Source organism: Streptomyces sp. NPDC051211 (genome assembly GCF_040689505.1).
Lineage (GTDB): Bacteria > Actinomycetota > Actinomycetes > Streptomycetales > Streptomycetaceae > Streptomyces.
Window position 1 is genome coordinate 33903 of the sequence record NZ_JBFBAV010000020.1, and the last position, 15725, is coordinate 49627.

A 15725-nucleotide genomic window follows, 5' to 3' on the forward strand; every position below is an offset into this window, starting at 1 on the left:
CAAGTACATGAAATCCAGGTAACCCCTTTGCACCATGCACGGGGCCCGCTCTCCCGACAAGGTCGGGCGCGCATACGGCGTACGGGGGGGCGCATTGTCCCGCTCCGCCCCGGGAGGGCAGGATGACGGGCATGACGCACGCGATGCAGAAGGGCTCCAACATCCCGGTGACCGCCGCCGCGGTCCGGGCGGTGTTGCGCTGGACCCATGGCCCCGAGGTGCCGGACGTGGACGCTTCGGCGCTGCTCGTGGGCGCGGACGGGCGGGTGCGTTCGGACGAGGACTTCGTGTTCTACAACCAGCCCCGGCACCCCTCGGGGGCGGTGTGGCGGCTGGGGAAGAAGCGGATCGGCGAGGGCGTCACCGACGCCGTGCAGGCCGACCTCGGCTCGGTCACCCCGGCGGTGGACCGGATCCTGGTGGTCGCCTCGGCCGAGGACGTGCCGTTCGAGCGGGTCCACGACCTGCGGATCCTGCTGTACGACGCCACGGGCACGGGCGGCGGGGAGCCGCTCGCCTACTTCGACGTACGGCCCGAGACGGGCGCCGAGACGGCGCTGATCTGCGGGGAGCTGTACCGGCGGGGCGAGAGCTGGAAGTTCCGGGCGCTGGGCGAGGGCTACTCCAACGGGCTGGTGGGGCTCGCCACCGACCACGGGATCTCGGTGGACGAGACCGCCGAGGCGGCGGAGGCGGCGGAGCCCGCGCAGGCGCAGCCGGGGGCGACCGAGGCCACCACGGCGATGCGGCCGCCGTCCCCGGCGGTTCCGGCGCGGCCGGTGACGGCCCCGCCGGTCCCGTCCGCGCCGCCCACCCAGGCCCCGCCGGCCGCCCAGCCGGCGTACGGGTATCCGCAGCCGGTGTCCCCGGCCCCGGTGCCGGTGCCGGGCGGCGACCCCTCGTTCCGGCTGCCGCTGCAGGGCCCGCAGTTCATCCGGCGGTAGCCGGGCCCGAACGAGGGCGGGGCCGGGTCAGGCCTTGGTGGTCTTGTAGCCGCGGCCCCACTGCAGCCCCCAGCCGTACAGCCGGTCCAGCTCGGCCTGGAATCCGTACACGAACCTCACCTCGCGGCGCACGATCAGTTCGCCCTTGATGTTCGACAGGGAGACCACCGCGCAGGACCGGGCTTCCGGTGCCCGCTCGTCCAGGGCCACCTCGATCCGCGGGCCGTTGCCCGGGTAGAGGGTGATCATGGCGTGCGTCCGGTCGAAGGCCGGGGTCTGGTCGTAGATGTAGACGAAGACCAGCAGCCGTTTGATCTCGTCGGCGTGGTCGAGGTTGACGTAGAGGGTCTCGCCGGAGGCGGACCCGAACCGGTCGTCGCCGCTGAGCTTCACGTACGGCGGATCGTTGATGTCGCCGAGGAGGTTGCCGAGCGGCTGGACGACGCCCCGGGTGCCGTCCGTCAGCTCGTACAGGCAGCCGAGGTCGAGGTCGACGTTGACCATGCCCTGGGTGTGCGCCTGGACCACTTCCGGTTTGAAGAGCTTGAACGGATGGCGGAACAGCTGTCCGCTCTGCCCGGACCTGCCTCCGATGTCGGAGGTCCGCATCCGCCAGGACAGGTTGACCCGCAGGTTTCCGGTGACCGCGCCCTGTTTGGTCAGCGACACCGTCGGATGCCGCCGGGTCAGCTCGATCGCGTTCGACGAGGCGCTGCCCGACTGGAACTGCGCCGCCCGTCCGCCCATGAGCCCGTCGAAGAACCCCATGTCTTCCCCCACCTCGAAACGTCGACAGGGGCGGCCGGAGGGCCGCCCCTGTCAATGGTTCCGCATGTGCGCGGGGGTCATGCCTTGGCGGCCGGCCCCGTGGCTGCTTCCAGCTCCAGCCGCTTGTTGCGGCGGACGGAGGACCAGAAGGAGGCGGCGATCAGCACCACACCGATGGAGCCGGTGATGAGCTCGCTGATCTCGTGCTCGATGGTGATGAGCAGGATGACGGCGAGCGCGCCGATGGCGTAGTGCGCGCCGTGCTCCAGGTAGACGTAGTCGTCGAGGGTGCCCTGGCGGACCAGGTAGACCGTGAGCGACCGGACGTACATGGCGCCGATGCCGAGGCCGAGGGCCATCCAGAAGATGTGGTTGGTGATCGCGAACGCGCCGATGACTCCGTCGAAGGAGAAGGACGCGTCCAGGACCTCCAGGTAGAGGAAGAGGAAGAAGGCGGCCTTGCCGGCCAGGCCGACCGCGGAGACCTGCTTGCCTTCCGCCTTGGCCTTCTCCTCCTCCTCGTGCTCGCGCTCCTCTTCCTCTTCGAGCTTGTCCTCGAAGTAGGAGGAGAGACCGCCGACGATGAGGTAGGTGATCAGGCCGGCGACGCCGGCGAGCAGCACGGTGGCGGACTTGTCCGCGTGGCCGGTGCTGGTGTGGGCGTTGGTGGCGAAGGTCATAGCGGAGACCATCAGGGCGATCAGCGCGACGCAGACCGACAGCATGTCGACCTTGCCGAGCTTGGCCAGCGGCCGCTCCAGCCAGGCGAGCCACTTGTGATCGCGGTCCTCGAAGACGAAGTCGAGGAAGATCATCAGCAGGAACATGCCACCGAAGGCGGCGATGGCCGGGTGGGCGTCGGTGACCAGGGCCTCGTAACGCGGCGGGTCGTCCAGGGCCAGCTGGATGGCCTCGATCGGTCCGACCTTGGCACTGATCGCGACGATGGCGACGGGGAAGACCAGTCGCATTCCGAAGACCGCGACGAGGATGCCGATGGTGAGGAAGATCTTCTGCCAGAAGGCATTCATCTTCTTCAGGATTCCGGCGTTGACGACCGCGTTGTCGAACGACAGCGAGATCTCGAGGATCGACAGGATCAGTACGATCCCGAACGCCTCCCACCCCCACTGCCAGGCGGCGAAGGCAAGGCCGATCGCCGTGATGGCGAACGACCAGCCGAAGGTTTTCAGAACCACTGGCACCCCATGCTCTTGTACGGCTTTACGAAACGTTGACCCCGAAGTCTAGAGCGATGCCCCTCAGACCCGACGCGTACCCCTGCCCCACGGCTCGGAACTTCCATTCACCTCCGTAGCGGTAGACCTCACCGAAGATCATTGCGGTCTCGCTGGAGGCGTCCTCGGAGAGGTCGTAGCGGGCCAGTTCCTGGCCGTCCGCCTGGTTCACCACGCGGATGAACGCATTGGTGACCTGGCCGAAGGCCTGCCGGCGGGCGTCGGCGTCGTGGATCGACACCGGGAAGACGATCCTGTCCACCTCGGCGGGCACCGCGCTCAGGTCGACGATGATCGACTCGTCGTCCCCGTCGCCCTCACCGGTGAGGTTGTCACCCTTGTGTTCGACGGAGCCCTCGGGGCTCTTGAGGTTGTTGTAGAAGACGAAGTACTGGTCTCCGAGCACCCGGCCGCCGTTGCACAGCAGTGCGCTGGCGTCGAGGTCGAAAGGGGCCCCCGTGGTGGAGCGCGCGTCCCAGCCGAGGCCGACCAGCACCCGGGTCAGGTTCGGTGCGGCCTTGGAGAGGGAGACATTGCCCCCCTTGGCGAGTGTGACGCCCATGTTGTGGTCCTCCCCGGACGACGTGGTGGTGGCAAAGCCGTCCGGCGCCGCACACGGTCAGTGCGCGGCGCCGGACGGGTGATGTGCTCGCTGGCTCAGACGTTGACGCCGAAGTCCTGCGCGATGCCGCGCAGGCCGGAGGCGTAGCCCTGACCGATGGCACGGAACTTCCACTCCGCACCGTTGCGGTACAGCTCACCGAAGACCATGGCGGTCTCGGTCGAGGCGTCCTCGCTCAGGTCGTAGCGGGCGAGCTCGGTGTTGTCCGCCTGGTTCACGACGCGGATGAAGGCGTTGCGGACCTGGCCGAAGCTCTGCTGGCGCGTCTCGGCGTCGTAGATCGACACCGGGAAGACGATGCGGTGAACGTCGGCCGGGACACCGGCCAGGTTCACCTTGATCTGCTCGTCGTCGCCCTCGCCCTCACCGGTGAGGTTGTCACCGGTGTGCTCCACCGAGCCGTCGGAGCTCTTGAGGTTGTTGAAGAAGACGAAGTTGCCGTCACCGGCGACCTTGCCCTGGTCGTTGGTGAGCAGCGCGCTGGCGTCGAGGTCGAACTCGGTGCCGGTGGTGGTGCGAGCGTCCCAGCCCAGACCGACGATGACCGCCGTCAGGTTGGGGGCGGCTTTGGTCAGCGAGACGTTGCCGCCCTTGCTGAGGCTGACTCCCACGGGTCCTCCATTGGGTTCTTGTGTGGGGCGGGGCCCCGTCGTGCGGTTGCTACCGGGTCAACGGTTGGATCCTAGTGACGGGTTCCCGCCGTGGGCACCCATTACTCGGGGCGGGCTTCAGAGGCTGTCGAGGGCCTTGATGTACTCGTTCAGGTCGCGGGCGTCGGGCAGCCCGTTGACCACGCTCCAGCGCACGATGCCGTCCTTGTCGATGACGAAGGTGCCGCGCACCGCGCAGCCCTTGTCCTCGTCGAAGACGCCGTAGGCGCGGGAGGTCTCCCCGTGCGGCCAGAAGTCCGACAGCAGCGGGTAGTCCAGGCCCTCCTGCTCGCCGAAGACGCGCAGGGTGGGCACGGAGTCGTTGGAGACGGCCAGCAGCTGCACGTCGTCGTTCTGGAAGCGCGGCAGCTGGTCGCGCAGCTCGCAGAGCTCGCCGGTGCAGACGCCGGTGAAGGCGAAGGGGTAGAAGAGCAGGACCACGGCCTTCTCGCCGCGGAAGTCCGAGAGCCGGACCGTGGCGCCGTGGTTGTCCTTGAGCTCGAAGTCCGGGGCCTTGTTTCCGACCTCGATCGCCATCTCTCGCGTCCCTTCATTGGGCTGTTGGGGTGGGGCCAGCTTAGACACCGCCGTACGGGCGGTGAGAAATGCCTCGGGCCCCCGCCGACCGGAGTCGGCGGGGGCCCGTCCGCTGGGTAGCGGGGCTCGGTTCAGCGCTTGCCGGACTTGGCGGCCTTGGGCGTCATCAGCCGGCTGGCGAGCCACTCCTTGCCCACGCTGATGCTCTTGGTCTGCGACAGGCCGGCGGTCTGGGCAGCCTCGCTGATGTCACTGGCCTCGACGTAGCCGGGGCGACCGGTCTTGGGCGTCAGCAGCAGGATCAGGGCGTTGTCCTCGACCAGCTCGGTGGCGTCGACCAGGGCGTCCGTCAGATCGCCGTCTTCCTCACGGAACCACAGCACCACGGCGTCAGCCACGTCGTCGTAGTCCTCGTCAACGAGGTCGTTGGCGATGTGGGCTTCAATGGCCTCGCGGAAATCCTGATCGACGTCCTCGTCGTAGCCGATCTCCTGGACCACCTGGTCGGACTGGAAACCCAGCCGGGCGGCCAGGCTGGTCTCCGCGTGGTCCGCGGTCGCGCTCACGGGGTGCCTCCTGCTCATGTTCGGTGAATGTCTTCGGGCCGCGCGCGTACGCGCAGCATTGGGCGTAGTCCACACGGGCTCGGCGGATCGCGCAAGTACCCGGCGTCCGAGACCGTCGAAACGGTGACGATTACGGCCGTCTCGGCGCACTCTGGTGACTCATCCCACACCATTGCAGCGTATTCGGCATCGGATGAGGACTTTCCCACCTGTTTGAGGGGCGAACGGCCTTACGGACCTGCCGAATGACTTGGGCGTAAGGTTGCGATTTGGCCGGACCGGCCCTGACACCAGGCGGAGTCGCCGGAAGTTCCAGGGGTTACTTAGCGGTAAAGGTGACGATGGCGGTCTGGCGGTACACGATGGGAGGCGGTGTGACACAGGGCACGACTCCCCCGACAGCGAAGGAACAGCGTGGCTTCCGCATCCGATCGCAACCCGATCATCATTGGCGGCCTGCCGAGCCAGGTCCCGGACTTCGATCCCGAGGAGACCCGGGAGTGGCTCGACTCCCTGGACGCCGCGGTCGACGAGCGGGGCCGTGAGCGGGCCCGCTACCTGATGCTGCGGCTGATCGAGCGTGCCCGTGAGAAGCGCGTGTCCGTGCCGGAGATGCGCAGCACGGACTACGTCAACACCATCGCCACCAAGGACGAGCCGTTCTTCCCGGGCAACGAGGAGATCGAGCGCAAGGTCCTGAACGCCACGCGCTGGAACGCGGCCGTGATGGTCTCGCGGGCGCAGCGGCCGGGCATCGGGGTGGGCGGTCACATCGCCACCTTCGCATCTTCCGCCTCCCTCTACGACGTGGGGTTCAACCACTTCTTCCGGGGCAAGGACGAGGGCGACGGCGGCGACCAGATCTTCTTCCAGGGCCACGCCTCCCCGGGTGTGTACGCCCGCGCCTACCTGCTGGACCGGCTTTCCGAGCAGCAGCTCGACGCGTTCCGCCAGGAGAAGTCGAAGGCCCCGTACGGCCTGTCGAGCTACCCGCACCCGCGGCTGATGCCGGACTTCTGGGAGTTCCCGACCGTCTCGATGGGCCTGGGCCCGATCGGTGCGATCTACCAGGCCCGGATGAACCGGTACATGGAGGCGCGCGGCATCGCGGACACCTCCAAGTCACACGTCTGGGCGTACCTGGGCGACGGCGAGATGGACGAGCCGGAGTCGCTCGGCCAGCTCTCGCTGGCCGCCCGCGAGGGCCTGGACAACCTGACCTTCGTGGTGAACTGCAACCTTCAGCGGCTCGACGGCCCGGTCCGCGGCAACGGCAAGATCATCCAGGAGCTGGAGTCGCAGTTCCGCGGGGCCGGCTGGAACGTCATCAAGCTGATCTGGGACCGGTCCTGGGACCCGCTGCTGGCGCAGGACCGGGACGGCATCCTGGTCAACAAGATGAACACCACGCCGGACGGCCAGTTCCAGACGTACGCGACGGAGACCGGCGCCTACATCCGGGACCACTTCTTCGGCGACGACCACCGGCTGCGCGCCATGGTCGAGGGCATGACCGACGACCAGATCCTGCACCTGGGGCGCGGCGGCCACGACCACAAGAAGATCTACGCGGCGTACGCGGCGGCCAAGGCGCACAAGGGCCAGCCGACCGTGATCCTGGCGAAGACGATCAAGGGCTGGACGCTGGGCCCGAACTTCGAGGGCCGCAACGCGACCCACCAGATGAAGAAGCTGACGGTCGACGACCTCAAGCGCTTCCGCGACCGGCTGCACATCCCGATCACGGACGCACAGCTGGAGAGCGGCGCGCCGCCGTACTACCACCCCGGCCGGAACTCCGAGGAGATCCAGTACATGCACGACCGGCGCAGCGGGCTGGGCGGCTACGTGCCGACCCGGGTGGTGCGCGCCAATCCGCTGCAGCTGCCGGGCGATGCGGCGTACGCGGCGGCGAAGAAGGGTTCGGGGCACCAGTCGATCGCGACCACGATGGCCTTCGTCCGCATCCTGAAGGACCTGATGCGGGACAAGGAGATCGGCAAGCGGTTCGTGCTGATCGCCCCGGACGAGTACCGGACCTTCGGTATGGACGCCTTCTTCCCGAGCGCCAAGATCTACAACCCGCTGGGCCAGCAGTACGAGGCGGTGGACCGCGATCTGCTGCTCGCGTACAAGGAGTCGCCGACCGGCCAGATGCTGCACGACGGCATCTCGGAGGCGGGCTGCACGGCCTCGCTGATCGCGGCGGGTTCGGCGTACGCGACGCACGGCGAGCCGCTGATCCCGGTGTACGTCTTCTACTCGATGTTCGGTTTCCAGCGTACGGGTGACCAGTTCTGGCAGATGGCGGACCAGCTGGCGCGCGGTTTCGTGCTGGGTGCGACGGCCGGCAGGACCACCCTGACGGGTGAGGGCCTGCAGCACGCCGACGGCCACTCGCAGCTGCTGGCGTCGACCAACCCGGGCTGTGTGGCGTACGACCCGGCGTACGGCTACGAGATCGCGCACATCGTCAAGGACGGTCTGCGGCGGATGTACGGCCCGCAGCCGGAGGACGTCTTCTACTACCTGACCGTGTACAACGAGCCGATCCAGCACCCGGCCGAGCCGTCCGACGTGGACGTGGACGGCATCCTGAAGGGCATCCACCGGGTGTCCGCGGGCCAGGAGGGCGCCATCCCGGCGCAGATCATGGCCTCGGGCGTGGCCGTGCCGTGGGCCCTGGAGGCCCAGCGGATCCTGGCGGCGGAGTGGAACGTCAAGGCGGACGTCTGGTCGGCGACCTCCTGGAACGAGCTGCGCCGTGAGGCCGTCGCGGTGGAGGAGCACAACCTGCTCCACCCGGAGGAGGAGCAGCGGGTCCCGTACGTGACGCAGAAGCTGTCCGGCTCCGAGGGCCCGTTCGTGGCGGTCTCGGACTGGATGCGGAGCGTCCCGGACCAGATCTCCCGCTGGGTGCCCGGCGCGTACACCTCGCTGGGTGCTGACGGCTTCGGCTTCGCGGACACGCGGGGCGCGGCCCGCCGGTTCTTCCACATCGACGCGCAGTCCGTGGTGCTGGCGGTGCTGACCGAGCTGGCGAAGGCGGGCAGGCTCGACCGCTCGGTGCTGAAGCAGGCGGTCGACCGGTACCAGCTGCTGGACGTCTCGGCGGCCGACCCGGGCGCGGCGGGCGGCGACGCGTAGCCGTTCTTCCCGTCCCGGTGAGGGGCGCGGGGACCTGAGGTCTCCGCGCCCCTTACCCGTTCCTTACGATGCCGGGCATGAAGGAACTTTCCCGCCAGGTGCGCTGGGAGCGGCGTACGCAGAACGTGCTGCTGCTGCTCGCCGTGGCGTTCGCGGTGGCGTACGCCGTGCCGATCGTGGCTCCCGACGCGAGTCCCGCCGTCCAGCGGGCCTGCCTGTACGCCGAGTGGGCGGTGTGGGGTGCCTTCGCGGTCGACTACTGCGTCCGGCTGGGCCTGGCGGAGGACCGGCGGCTGTTCGTCCGGACGCACTGGGTGGACCTGGCCGCGGTGCTGCTGCCGCTGATACAGCCGCTGCGGCTGCTGCGGCTGGTGTCGACCCTGCTGCTGGTGGGCCGGCGGGCCCGGATGGCGCCGCAGGTGCAGCTGACCACGTATGTGGCGGGCGCGGTGGTGGGGCTGCTGATGTTCGGCTCGCTGGCGGTGCTGAGCGTGGAGCGGGACGCGCCGGGCGGCAACATCAAGAACCTGGGCGATGCGGTGTGGTGGTCGTTCACCACGATGACCACGGTCGGGTACGGGGACCACTCCCCCACCACCGGGCTGGGCCGGGTGCTGGCGGTGGGGCTGATGCTGTCCGGGATCGCCCTGCTGGGTGTGGTCACCGCGAACATCGCGGCCTGGTTCATCGCCCGTTTCGAGCGGGACGACGAGGTGGAACGGGCCCAGCTGGCGGCGATCCGCGAACTCCAGGGCGAGGTACGGGCCCTGCGCGCCGAGGTGCGCGGCCTGACCGCGGATCCGGTGACCGCGGCCGTCCCGGCCCCTGCACCCGGGCCGGCCGTGGCCGGCCCGGACGCGGTCCCCGACGCGGCCGCGGACTGGGACCCGGACAGGATCCCGGGCAGGGCCCCGGACCGGGTCTAGTTCTCCCAGACCTTGAACGCGCGGACCTGGTAGGGCGATTGCGGGAGCCAGACGCCGTCACCGGGGTAGGTCTGGAACTCGCCGGTCTCGGCGCACTCGGCCGACTGGTAGGTGGTCACCGGCCGGCCGGTCCGGTTGGCCAGGGCCTGCACGGTCTTCCCCGCGGGCAGCGGGGTGCAGCTGTCCACGGCGAGCCCGGTCAGTTCGTACAGCTGCCGGGCCCCCTGGAAGCCGGGTTTGGCCCACAGGCACAGCTGGCCCGCCCCGCAGGGCCCCAGCACGGGCGGGGCGCCCGCCCGTGCGCCCGGGGTGTCCCGGCCCGCCGGGACGGACTGGGCTGCGGCCGACGGCAGGAGGGCGGTGGCGGCGAGGACGGCTGCGGCCAGGGCGACGGAATACTTGCGCATCACGGTCAACTCCTTGTACGGCGAACCGCCCGCACGGGTGGCCAGGCCGGCCGGAGTGGCCCGTGCGGATCGCCGTGACCCCACGCTGACCTGCGAAGACGTCGGGGCGGAAGAGCGCCGGGACCGGATCATCCGGATAGGGGACGGCCCTGCCGGACCGGGCCGGCGAGGCCCTGCGCAGGCGCTGAGTTGACGCCTCCGGGGCGGGTTCCCGACCGCCCCGCCCCGCATCCGCCCCGGATCCGCCCCGGATCCGCCCCGGATCCGCCCCGGATCCATCCCGGACCCGGCCCGGACCCGCCCCGGATCCGGCAGCCCCGAACGTGTCACGGCCGGCGCCGCCGGGGTGTCCGGCGGCTCTTCCCGAACGGCTCAACACGACGGCCGCCGCGGCCCGGTCACCGGTAGCCTGACCGCTCACCCGGAGTCGGAGAGGACAGCGGAGAGGACCATGCGGTGATCACCCACCAGCGGCCCGCGCCCAGGGCGCCGGCCGGCCTGCGCGAACGCAAGAAGCAGCGCACCCGCGACGCCCTGCTCCGCTCCGCCCTCGTGCTGTTCACGTCCAAGGGCTACGAGCAGACGACCGTCGACGAGATCACCGAGGCCGTCGAGGTCTCCCAGCGCACCTTCTTCCGGTACTTCGCCAACAAGGAGGAAGCCGCCTTCGCGGTCCAGGACCTCGTCGAGGCCCACTTCCTGGCCGCGCTGGCGGCCCGGCCGGCCGCCGAGGGGCCCATGGAGGCCATGCGGCACGCCGTGCTCGACGCCTGGGACACCATCGAGGAGGCGATCTCCGACGTGGTCCCGGTCGATCTGCACATGAGGGCCTACCGGCTGATCGAGTCCACGCCCGCGCTGCTCGCCGTGCACCTGCGCCGTTCCACCGAGCTGGAGGAGCGGACCGCCCGGCTGATCGCCCGCCGCGAAGGCCTGGACCTCGACGGAGCGGACGCCGACCCGCGGCCCCGGGTCGCCGTGGCCGCCTTCTCCGGGGTGATCCGGATGACGGGCCGGCTCTGGGGCCGGGGCCAGGACAACAGCGTGGCGGCGATCCGGCGGATGACCGAGGACTGCCTCGACCAGATCGGCCCGGCCCTCGCCGCCGTCTGGCACGGCCCGCCCGGCGGACGGCCCGCCGCCGAGGGCTGCTCCTGCTCCTGCGCCTGCGCCGACAGCCGCGCCGGCGATCCGGCGGAGGCCGCGCCGGCCCGGCGGCCCTCGGTGTGACCTTTTCGGACCACCTTCGAGCGTGAGTCCCGCCACCCCGTGCACTCGGGCCGGAAAACGTCTCCTAGGGTATTTCCCAGTGAACGTGTCCGGCCCCGCCTCTTCCCTCCCCGCCTCCCCCACCGCGCTGCGCGCCTTCCTTGCGCTCGCGGTGGTGTTCGTCATGCTGGCGACCACCGGCTGGACCACCGTCCACCACCCCGACCGCGGCGTCTCCGCGCGCGCGGTCGCCCTCGCCGCCTGGGCCGGAGCCCGGGTCGGCAGCCTGCCCGTGCCGCCCGCCGACGCGCCCGTACGGACGGTCGCGCGGTTCTTCGCGGGCCTGGACGCGGTACAGCGGGACCGGCTGGCGGCCGGCTACCCGCTCGTGGTGGGCAATCTGGACGGGGTGCCCGCGCCGGTGCGCTACCGGGCCAACAAGATCGCGCTCGCCGAGGCCCGCGAGGTGGAACGGACCCGGGCCGGGGACGTCCGGCTGACGCCGGCCGACCGCGACGAGGCGGGCCGGCGGGTGCACCGGTTCGGTTCGCTGATGCAGGACGGGCGCCAGATCCTGGCCTTCGACCCCACCGGCGGCGGCCGCGCCGCCGAGGTGTTCGGCGACCTCGACCGGGCCCGCCGCATCTCCGTGGTGGTCCCCGGAGTCGACACCCACCTCCTCACCTTCGAGCGGACCGCGCGCCGCTGGACCGCCCCGGTCGGCATGGCCCAGTCGCTGTACGCCGCCCAGCGCGCAGAGGCTCCCGACCTGCCGAGCGCGGTGGTCGCCTGGGCGGACTACACCGCTCCGGCCGGCATGGGCGTGGACGCGGCCACCGGCAAGCTGGCCGTGGACGGGGCCGTACGGCTGGCGGCCTTCACGGCGGCACTGCCCTCGGACGCCACCACCGCCCTGTTCTGCCACAGCTACGGCTCCGTGGTCTGCGGGGTGGCCGCCGCCCGGCTGCCGGACCGGGTGACCGACATCGTGGCGGCGGGCAGCCCCGGCATGCGCGCCGGGAACGTGGCCGAGCTGGAGTCCACGGCCCGGATCTGGGCCATGCGCGACCCCGGCGACTGGATCGCCGACGTGCCGCACCTGGAGGTCGGCGGACTGGGCCACGGTGCGGATCCGATGTCCGAGGAGTTCGGCGCGCGACGGCTGTCGGCGGCCGGAGCGAAGAGCCACACGGGCTATTTCGAGCCAGGCACCGGCGCGGTGGACAACCTCGCCAAAATCGGAACCGGCTCGTACGGTTCCGTGGCGTGTCTGCCGGAGGACGACTCGTGCCGTCGCGGATTTTCCGGGACAGAACGGGACTGACGCGCGTAGAGACCGGAGAAATCCCTGGAAACCGGTCTTCGCCGCCGGGGGGACGTTGGGGCCCGACGCCCCTTACCATGGCCCGCATGGGTGACGTACTGGCCGGAAATCATGCCGTCTGGGAGTTCGACTCGGACTCGGTGCTCATCCGCTTCGCACGGGGGATCAGGACACGGCGGCTGTGGAACGCGCTGGGGCAGCGGCGCATCCCGTACGAGGCGCTGTCCGGGCTCAGCCTGACCCCGGGCAAGCGGGACACCGTCGTACTGCGAGCCGTACCGAGACCGGGCGCGGATCCGCTGATGGAAGCCGCCGACGGGCAGCTGAAGGAGGTCTGCGACCCCTACCGACTGGTGCTGCCGGGCGACCGGGCGGCGCAGGCCACCGCGCTGACCGAGGCGCTGCGCCCTGCGCTGGGCCCGGCCCGGGAGGCGCCGTCCTTCCTGGTCGAGGTGCCGGAACCGCCGCTGGTGCTGAAGGCGTACGACGCGCGGGCCGCCTTCGACGGCTCCACCGTCGGCTTCCGCTGGTCCCGTACGGGCGCCAGCAGCACCAAGTGGAAGGCAGGCGACCGGGAGTACCAGCTGGCCGAGCTGGGCGGGGTCGAATGGTGCACCCCGGAGGGCCCGGGCGGGCATCTGCGGCTGCGGCTGCGGGACGGCGGAGCGGACACCGCGCCGGACCACGATCCGGCCGCGGTGGTGTTCGCGCTGGGCTACGGCGCGGTGCACGAGTCGCTGCCGTTCGCCGCGGCGGTGCTGTCGGCGCTGCGTGCCCGCACCCCGGTGGCCTCCGTCCCGCCCGCCCGGCAGAGCTCCGAGCCCGCCGAAGGCTCGGACCGGATGCGGCACTTGAGCGAGCTGCACGGTGCCGGGCTGCTCACGGACGCCGAGTACGCGGCTCTGCGGGATCGTTTCGCCGCAGAGGCCGGCTGACACCGGCCGGGGCCCCTGAAGGCCCCGGCCGGTGACCGGTCACCCTTCCCGCGAGGCCGCGGTGAAGTTCATGTCCGGGTAGCGGTCACCCGCGACGCGGGCCGCGATCGGCTCCAGCAGGGCGAGTTCCGCCTCGGACAGGGTGATCCGGGTGGCCGCCACGTTCTCGGCGAGGCGGCTGCGCCGGCGGGTGCCCGGGATGGGAACCACGGTCAGGCCGTGCACCCGGGCCCGCTGCTGGACCCAGGCCAGGGCGATCTGCGCCGGGGTCGCGCCGTGTTCGGCGGAGATCTCCCGGACCGGTGCCAGCAGTGCCGCGTTCGCCTTCGCGTTGTCGCCGGTGAACCGCGGCTGCGACCGCCGGAAGTCCGCCTCCGACAGCTCCGCGCCCGCGTCCGTGAACGCGCCGGTCAGGAAGCCCCGCCCGAGCGGGGAGTACGGCACCAGGGCCACCCCCAGCTCCGCCGCCGCGCCCACCGCGCTGCGTTCCACGTCCCGGCTGAACAGGGACCACTCCGACTGGAGCGCGGCGATCGGGTGCACGGCGTGCGCCTCGCGCAGCTCCGCGCCGGTGACCTCGCTCAGGCCCAGGTGCCGCACCTTGCCCTCGGCCACCAGCTCGGCCATCGCACCCACCGACTCGGCCAGCGGCACGGCCGGGTCCCGGCGGTGCATGTAGTAGAGGTCGATGGTGTCCACGCCCAGCCGCTTGAGGCTGTCCTCGACCGCCTGCCGCAGGTAGGGCCGGTCGTTGCGGATCCCCCGGTACGCCGTGTCCTCGCCCCGGACCAGGGCGAACTTCGTGGCCAGGACGATCTCGTCCCGGTGCGCGGCCACGAACGGCGCGAGGAACTCCTCGTTGCGGCCCCGGCCGTAGACGTCCGCGGTGTCGATCAGGGTCACCCCGGCCTCCAGGGCCGCCTCCAGGGTGTCCCGGGCGCCCGCCTCGTCGGTGTCCCCGTAGAACTCGCTCATGCCCATGCAGCCGAGGCCCTGGACGCCGACCACCGGGCCGCCCGTACCCAGTTCCGCCTGCTCGATCCGGTTCCCGATCCGGTTCCCGATCCGGTTCTCGAGCCGGTTCCCGCTCCGGTTCCCGCCCCTGTCAGTGCTCACCACAGTTCCTCCCCGAGTACATTTCGATCTTGAAGTCCAGCACGGCGAGCGTGTCCGTCAGCTCCGCGATCCGCGCCCGGACGTCGCGCCGCGTCCGCTCCAGCAGCTCCCGCCGGGCCTCGGAGGTGTGCTCGCCGGCGCGGACGAGTTCCGCGTACCGGACCATGTCCGCCACCGACATGCCGGTGGCCCGCAGCTTGCCCACGAAGGCCAGCCAGTCCAGGTCCCGGTCGGTGAACCGGCGCTGTCCGGAGTGCGAGCGGTCCACCTGCGGCATCAGGCCGATCCGCTCGTACCAGCGCAGGGTGTGCTGGGTCAGACCGGTCCGGGCCTCGACCTCGCTGATCGTGTACCGCGTCTCCGTCAGGCTCATGGCGCCCACGCTAAAACCTTGGAGCGCACTCCAAGCAAGTAGGCTCGGCGGCATGGAGAGCCTGGAGAGCCTGCGCATCATCGAGAACTGGCCGGTCCCGACCGCCGCCGCGGCCGTCGTCCGCGCGGACGGCAGCGTCGCCGGCAGCCACGGCCCGGTGGACCACCGCTTCCCGCTGGCCTCCGTCACCAAGCCGCTCGCCGCGTACGCCGCCCTCGTCGCGTACGAGGAGGGCGCGGTCGAGCTCGACGAGCCGGCCGGGCCGGAGGGCTCCACGATCCGCCACCTGCTGGCCCACACCAGCGGCCTGGCCTTCGACGAGCACCGGACCATGGCCCCGGCCGGGCAGCGGCGGCTCTACTCCAACGCCGGTTTCGAGGTGCTCGGCGACCACATCGCCAAGGCCACCGGCATCCCCTTCGCCGAGTACCTGGAGCAGGCGGTGTTCGAGCCGCTGGGCATGGCGTCGACCTCGCTGGAGGGGTCTCCGGCCAAGGACGGCGTCTCCACCGTGGCCGACCTGGTGCGGTTCGCCGCCGAACTCCAGGCGCCCCGGCTGCTGGACGCGTCCACGCTCGCCGAGGCCACCTCGGTGGTCCACCCGGGACTCAAGGGCGTCCTGCCCGGCTACGGCCACCAGTCCCCCAACGACTGGGGCCTGGGGATGGAGATCCGCGACGGCAAGTCCCCGCACTGGACCGGCACCGGCTCCTCCCCGCGCACCTTCGGGCACTTCGGCCAGTCCGGGACCTTCCTGTGGGTGGACCCGCAGGCGGGCGCCGCGTGCGTGGCGCTGACCGACCGCGCGTTCGGACCGTGGGCGGTCGAGGCGTGGCCGCCGTTCACCGACGCAGTGCTCGCGGAGCTGGCCCGTTCCGTCTGATCATGGACTGAGATGCAGATCACATCGCCCGTCGTATCGATCTGTCACGATCCAGCCGGATAACCCGAGTTTGTGACCGA

The 15725-nt window shown here is 70.9% G+C and carries 16 protein-coding genes; 7 read left to right on the top strand and 9 right to left on the bottom strand.

Going from position 1 to position 15725, the window contains the following annotated elements:
* The first annotated feature begins 131 nt into the window (after positions 1-131).
* Positions 132-944 (top strand): TerD family protein, encoded by an 813-nt coding sequence (locus AB0447_RS20630; protein ID WP_366478133.1) that lies wholly within the window; start codon positions 132-134, stop codon positions 942-944.
* A gap of 27 nt (positions 945-971) precedes the next feature.
* On the opposite strand, the gene AB0447_RS20635 is transcribed toward AB0447_RS20630, so the two are convergent.
* From AB0447_RS20635 to AB0447_RS20660, 6 genes are all read right to left on the bottom strand, one after another.
* The gene (locus tag AB0447_RS20635) at positions 972-1712 is read right to left on the bottom strand and encodes a Tellurium resistance (protein WP_366478134.1); all 741 of its coding nucleotides are present in this window, start codon (positions 1710-1712) and stop codon (positions 972-974) included.
* Between the two features lie 77 nt (positions 1713-1789).
* Positions 1790-2911: a DUF475 domain-containing protein gene (locus tag AB0447_RS20640; RefSeq protein WP_366478135.1), complete on the bottom strand. Its 1122-nt coding sequence runs from the start codon at positions 2909-2911 to the stop codon at positions 1790-1792.
* Between the two features lie 25 nt (positions 2912-2936).
* Positions 2937-3512 (bottom strand): TerD family protein, encoded by a 576-nt coding sequence (locus AB0447_RS20645; RefSeq protein ID WP_366478136.1) that lies wholly within the window; start codon positions 3510-3512, stop codon positions 2937-2939.
* Positions 3513-3607: 95 nt separating this feature from the next.
* Positions 3608-4183, bottom strand: coding sequence for a TerD family protein (locus AB0447_RS20650; protein ID WP_366478137.1), 576 nt, complete (start codon positions 4181-4183; stop codon positions 3608-3610).
* A gap of 117 nt (positions 4184-4300) precedes the next feature.
* Positions 4301-4759, bottom strand: a complete 459-nt coding sequence (locus AB0447_RS20655) for a peroxiredoxin (protein WP_366478138.1) — start codon at positions 4757-4759, stop codon at positions 4301-4303.
* A gap of 131 nt (positions 4760-4890) precedes the next feature.
* Entirely contained in the window at positions 4891-5325 is a 435-nt protein-coding gene (locus AB0447_RS20660) for a DUF3052 domain-containing protein (RefSeq protein ID WP_366478139.1), read from the bottom strand.
* Positions 5326-5739: 414 nt separating this feature from the next.
* Here AB0447_RS20660 and aceE point away from each other — a divergent pair, with 414 nt between their 5' ends.
* Positions 5740-8472 (top strand): pyruvate dehydrogenase (acetyl-transferring), homodimeric type, encoded by a 2733-nt coding sequence (aceE, locus tag AB0447_RS20665; protein WP_366478140.1) that lies wholly within the window; start codon positions 5740-5742, stop codon positions 8470-8472.
* A gap of 77 nt (positions 8473-8549) precedes the next feature.
* Positions 8550-9398, top strand: coding sequence for a potassium channel family protein (locus AB0447_RS20670; RefSeq protein WP_366478141.1), 849 nt, complete (start codon positions 8550-8552; stop codon positions 9396-9398).
* On the opposite strand, the gene AB0447_RS20675 is transcribed toward AB0447_RS20670, so the two are convergent.
* A complete protein-coding gene (locus AB0447_RS20675; protein WP_366478143.1) occupies positions 9395-9805 on the bottom strand; it encodes a peptidase inhibitor family I36 protein in 411 nt (136 codons plus the stop codon). The two genes, AB0447_RS20670 and AB0447_RS20675, sit on opposite strands and share 4 nt — an antisense overlap.
* Before the next feature lie 459 nt (positions 9806-10264).
* Between AB0447_RS20675 and AB0447_RS20680 the strand changes: the two genes are divergently transcribed.
* From AB0447_RS20680 to AB0447_RS20690, 3 genes are all read left to right on the top strand, one after another.
* Positions 10265-11035, top strand: coding sequence for a TetR family transcriptional regulator (locus AB0447_RS20680; RefSeq protein WP_366478204.1), 771 nt, complete (start codon positions 10265-10267; stop codon positions 11033-11035).
* A 163-nt stretch (positions 11036-11198) separates the two neighbouring features.
* Entirely contained in the window at positions 11199-12338 is a 1140-nt protein-coding gene (locus AB0447_RS20685; RefSeq protein WP_366478205.1) for an alpha/beta hydrolase, read from the top strand.
* Positions 12339-12424: 86 nt separating this feature from the next.
* Positions 12425-13273, top strand: a complete 849-nt coding sequence (locus tag AB0447_RS20690; protein ID WP_366478144.1) for a DUF4429 domain-containing protein — start codon at positions 12425-12427, stop codon at positions 13271-13273.
* Positions 13274-13312: 39 nt separating this feature from the next.
* On the opposite strand, the gene AB0447_RS20695 is transcribed toward AB0447_RS20690, so the two are convergent.
* On the bottom strand, positions 13313-14326 hold the full coding sequence (locus AB0447_RS20695) for an aldo/keto reductase (RefSeq protein WP_366478206.1): 1014 nt from the start codon (positions 14324-14326) through the stop codon (positions 13313-13315).
* Between the two features lie 52 nt (positions 14327-14378).
* Positions 14379-14762, bottom strand: coding sequence for a MerR family transcriptional regulator (locus AB0447_RS20700; RefSeq protein ID WP_366478145.1), 384 nt, complete (start codon positions 14760-14762; stop codon positions 14379-14381).
* Between the two features lie 61 nt (positions 14763-14823).
* Here AB0447_RS20700 and AB0447_RS20705 point away from each other — a divergent pair, with 61 nt between their 5' ends.
* On the top strand, positions 14824-15645 hold the full coding sequence (locus AB0447_RS20705; RefSeq protein WP_366478207.1) for a serine hydrolase domain-containing protein: 822 nt from the start codon (positions 14824-14826) through the stop codon (positions 15643-15645).
* The last annotated feature ends 80 nt before the right edge of the window (positions 15646-15725 follow it).

Bases quoted from the DNA above. Each gene is read 5' to 3' on its own strand.
- AB0447_RS20630 (WP_366478133.1), top strand. From the start codon at position 132: ATGACGCACGCGATGCAGAAGGGCTCCAACATCCCGGTGACCGCCGCC.
- AB0447_RS20635 (WP_366478134.1), bottom strand. From the start codon at position 1,712: ATGGGGTTCTTCGACGGGCTCATGGGCGGACGGGCGGCGCAGTTCCAG.
- AB0447_RS20645 (WP_366478136.1), bottom strand. From the start codon at position 3,512: ATGGGCGTCACACTCGCCAAGGGGGGCAATGTCTCCCTCTCCAAGGCC.
- AB0447_RS20655 (WP_366478138.1), bottom strand. From the start codon at position 4,759: ATGGCGATCGAGGTCGGAAACAAGGCCCCGGACTTCGAGCTCAAGGAC.
- AB0447_RS20670 (WP_366478141.1), top strand. From the start codon at position 8,550: ATGAAGGAACTTTCCCGCCAGGTGCGCTGGGAGCGGCGTACGCAGAAC.
- AB0447_RS20675 (WP_366478143.1), bottom strand. From the start codon at position 9,805: ATGCGCAAGTATTCCGTCGCCCTGGCCGCAGCCGTCCTCGCCGCCACC.
- AB0447_RS20685 (WP_366478205.1), top strand. From the start codon at position 11,199: ATGCTGGCGACCACCGGCTGGACCACCGTCCACCACCCCGACCGCGGC.
- AB0447_RS20690 (WP_366478144.1), top strand. From the start codon at position 12,425: ATGGGTGACGTACTGGCCGGAAATCATGCCGTCTGGGAGTTCGACTCG.
- AB0447_RS20700 (WP_366478145.1), bottom strand. From the start codon at position 14,762: ATGAGCCTGACGGAGACGCGGTACACGATCAGCGAGGTCGAGGCCCGG.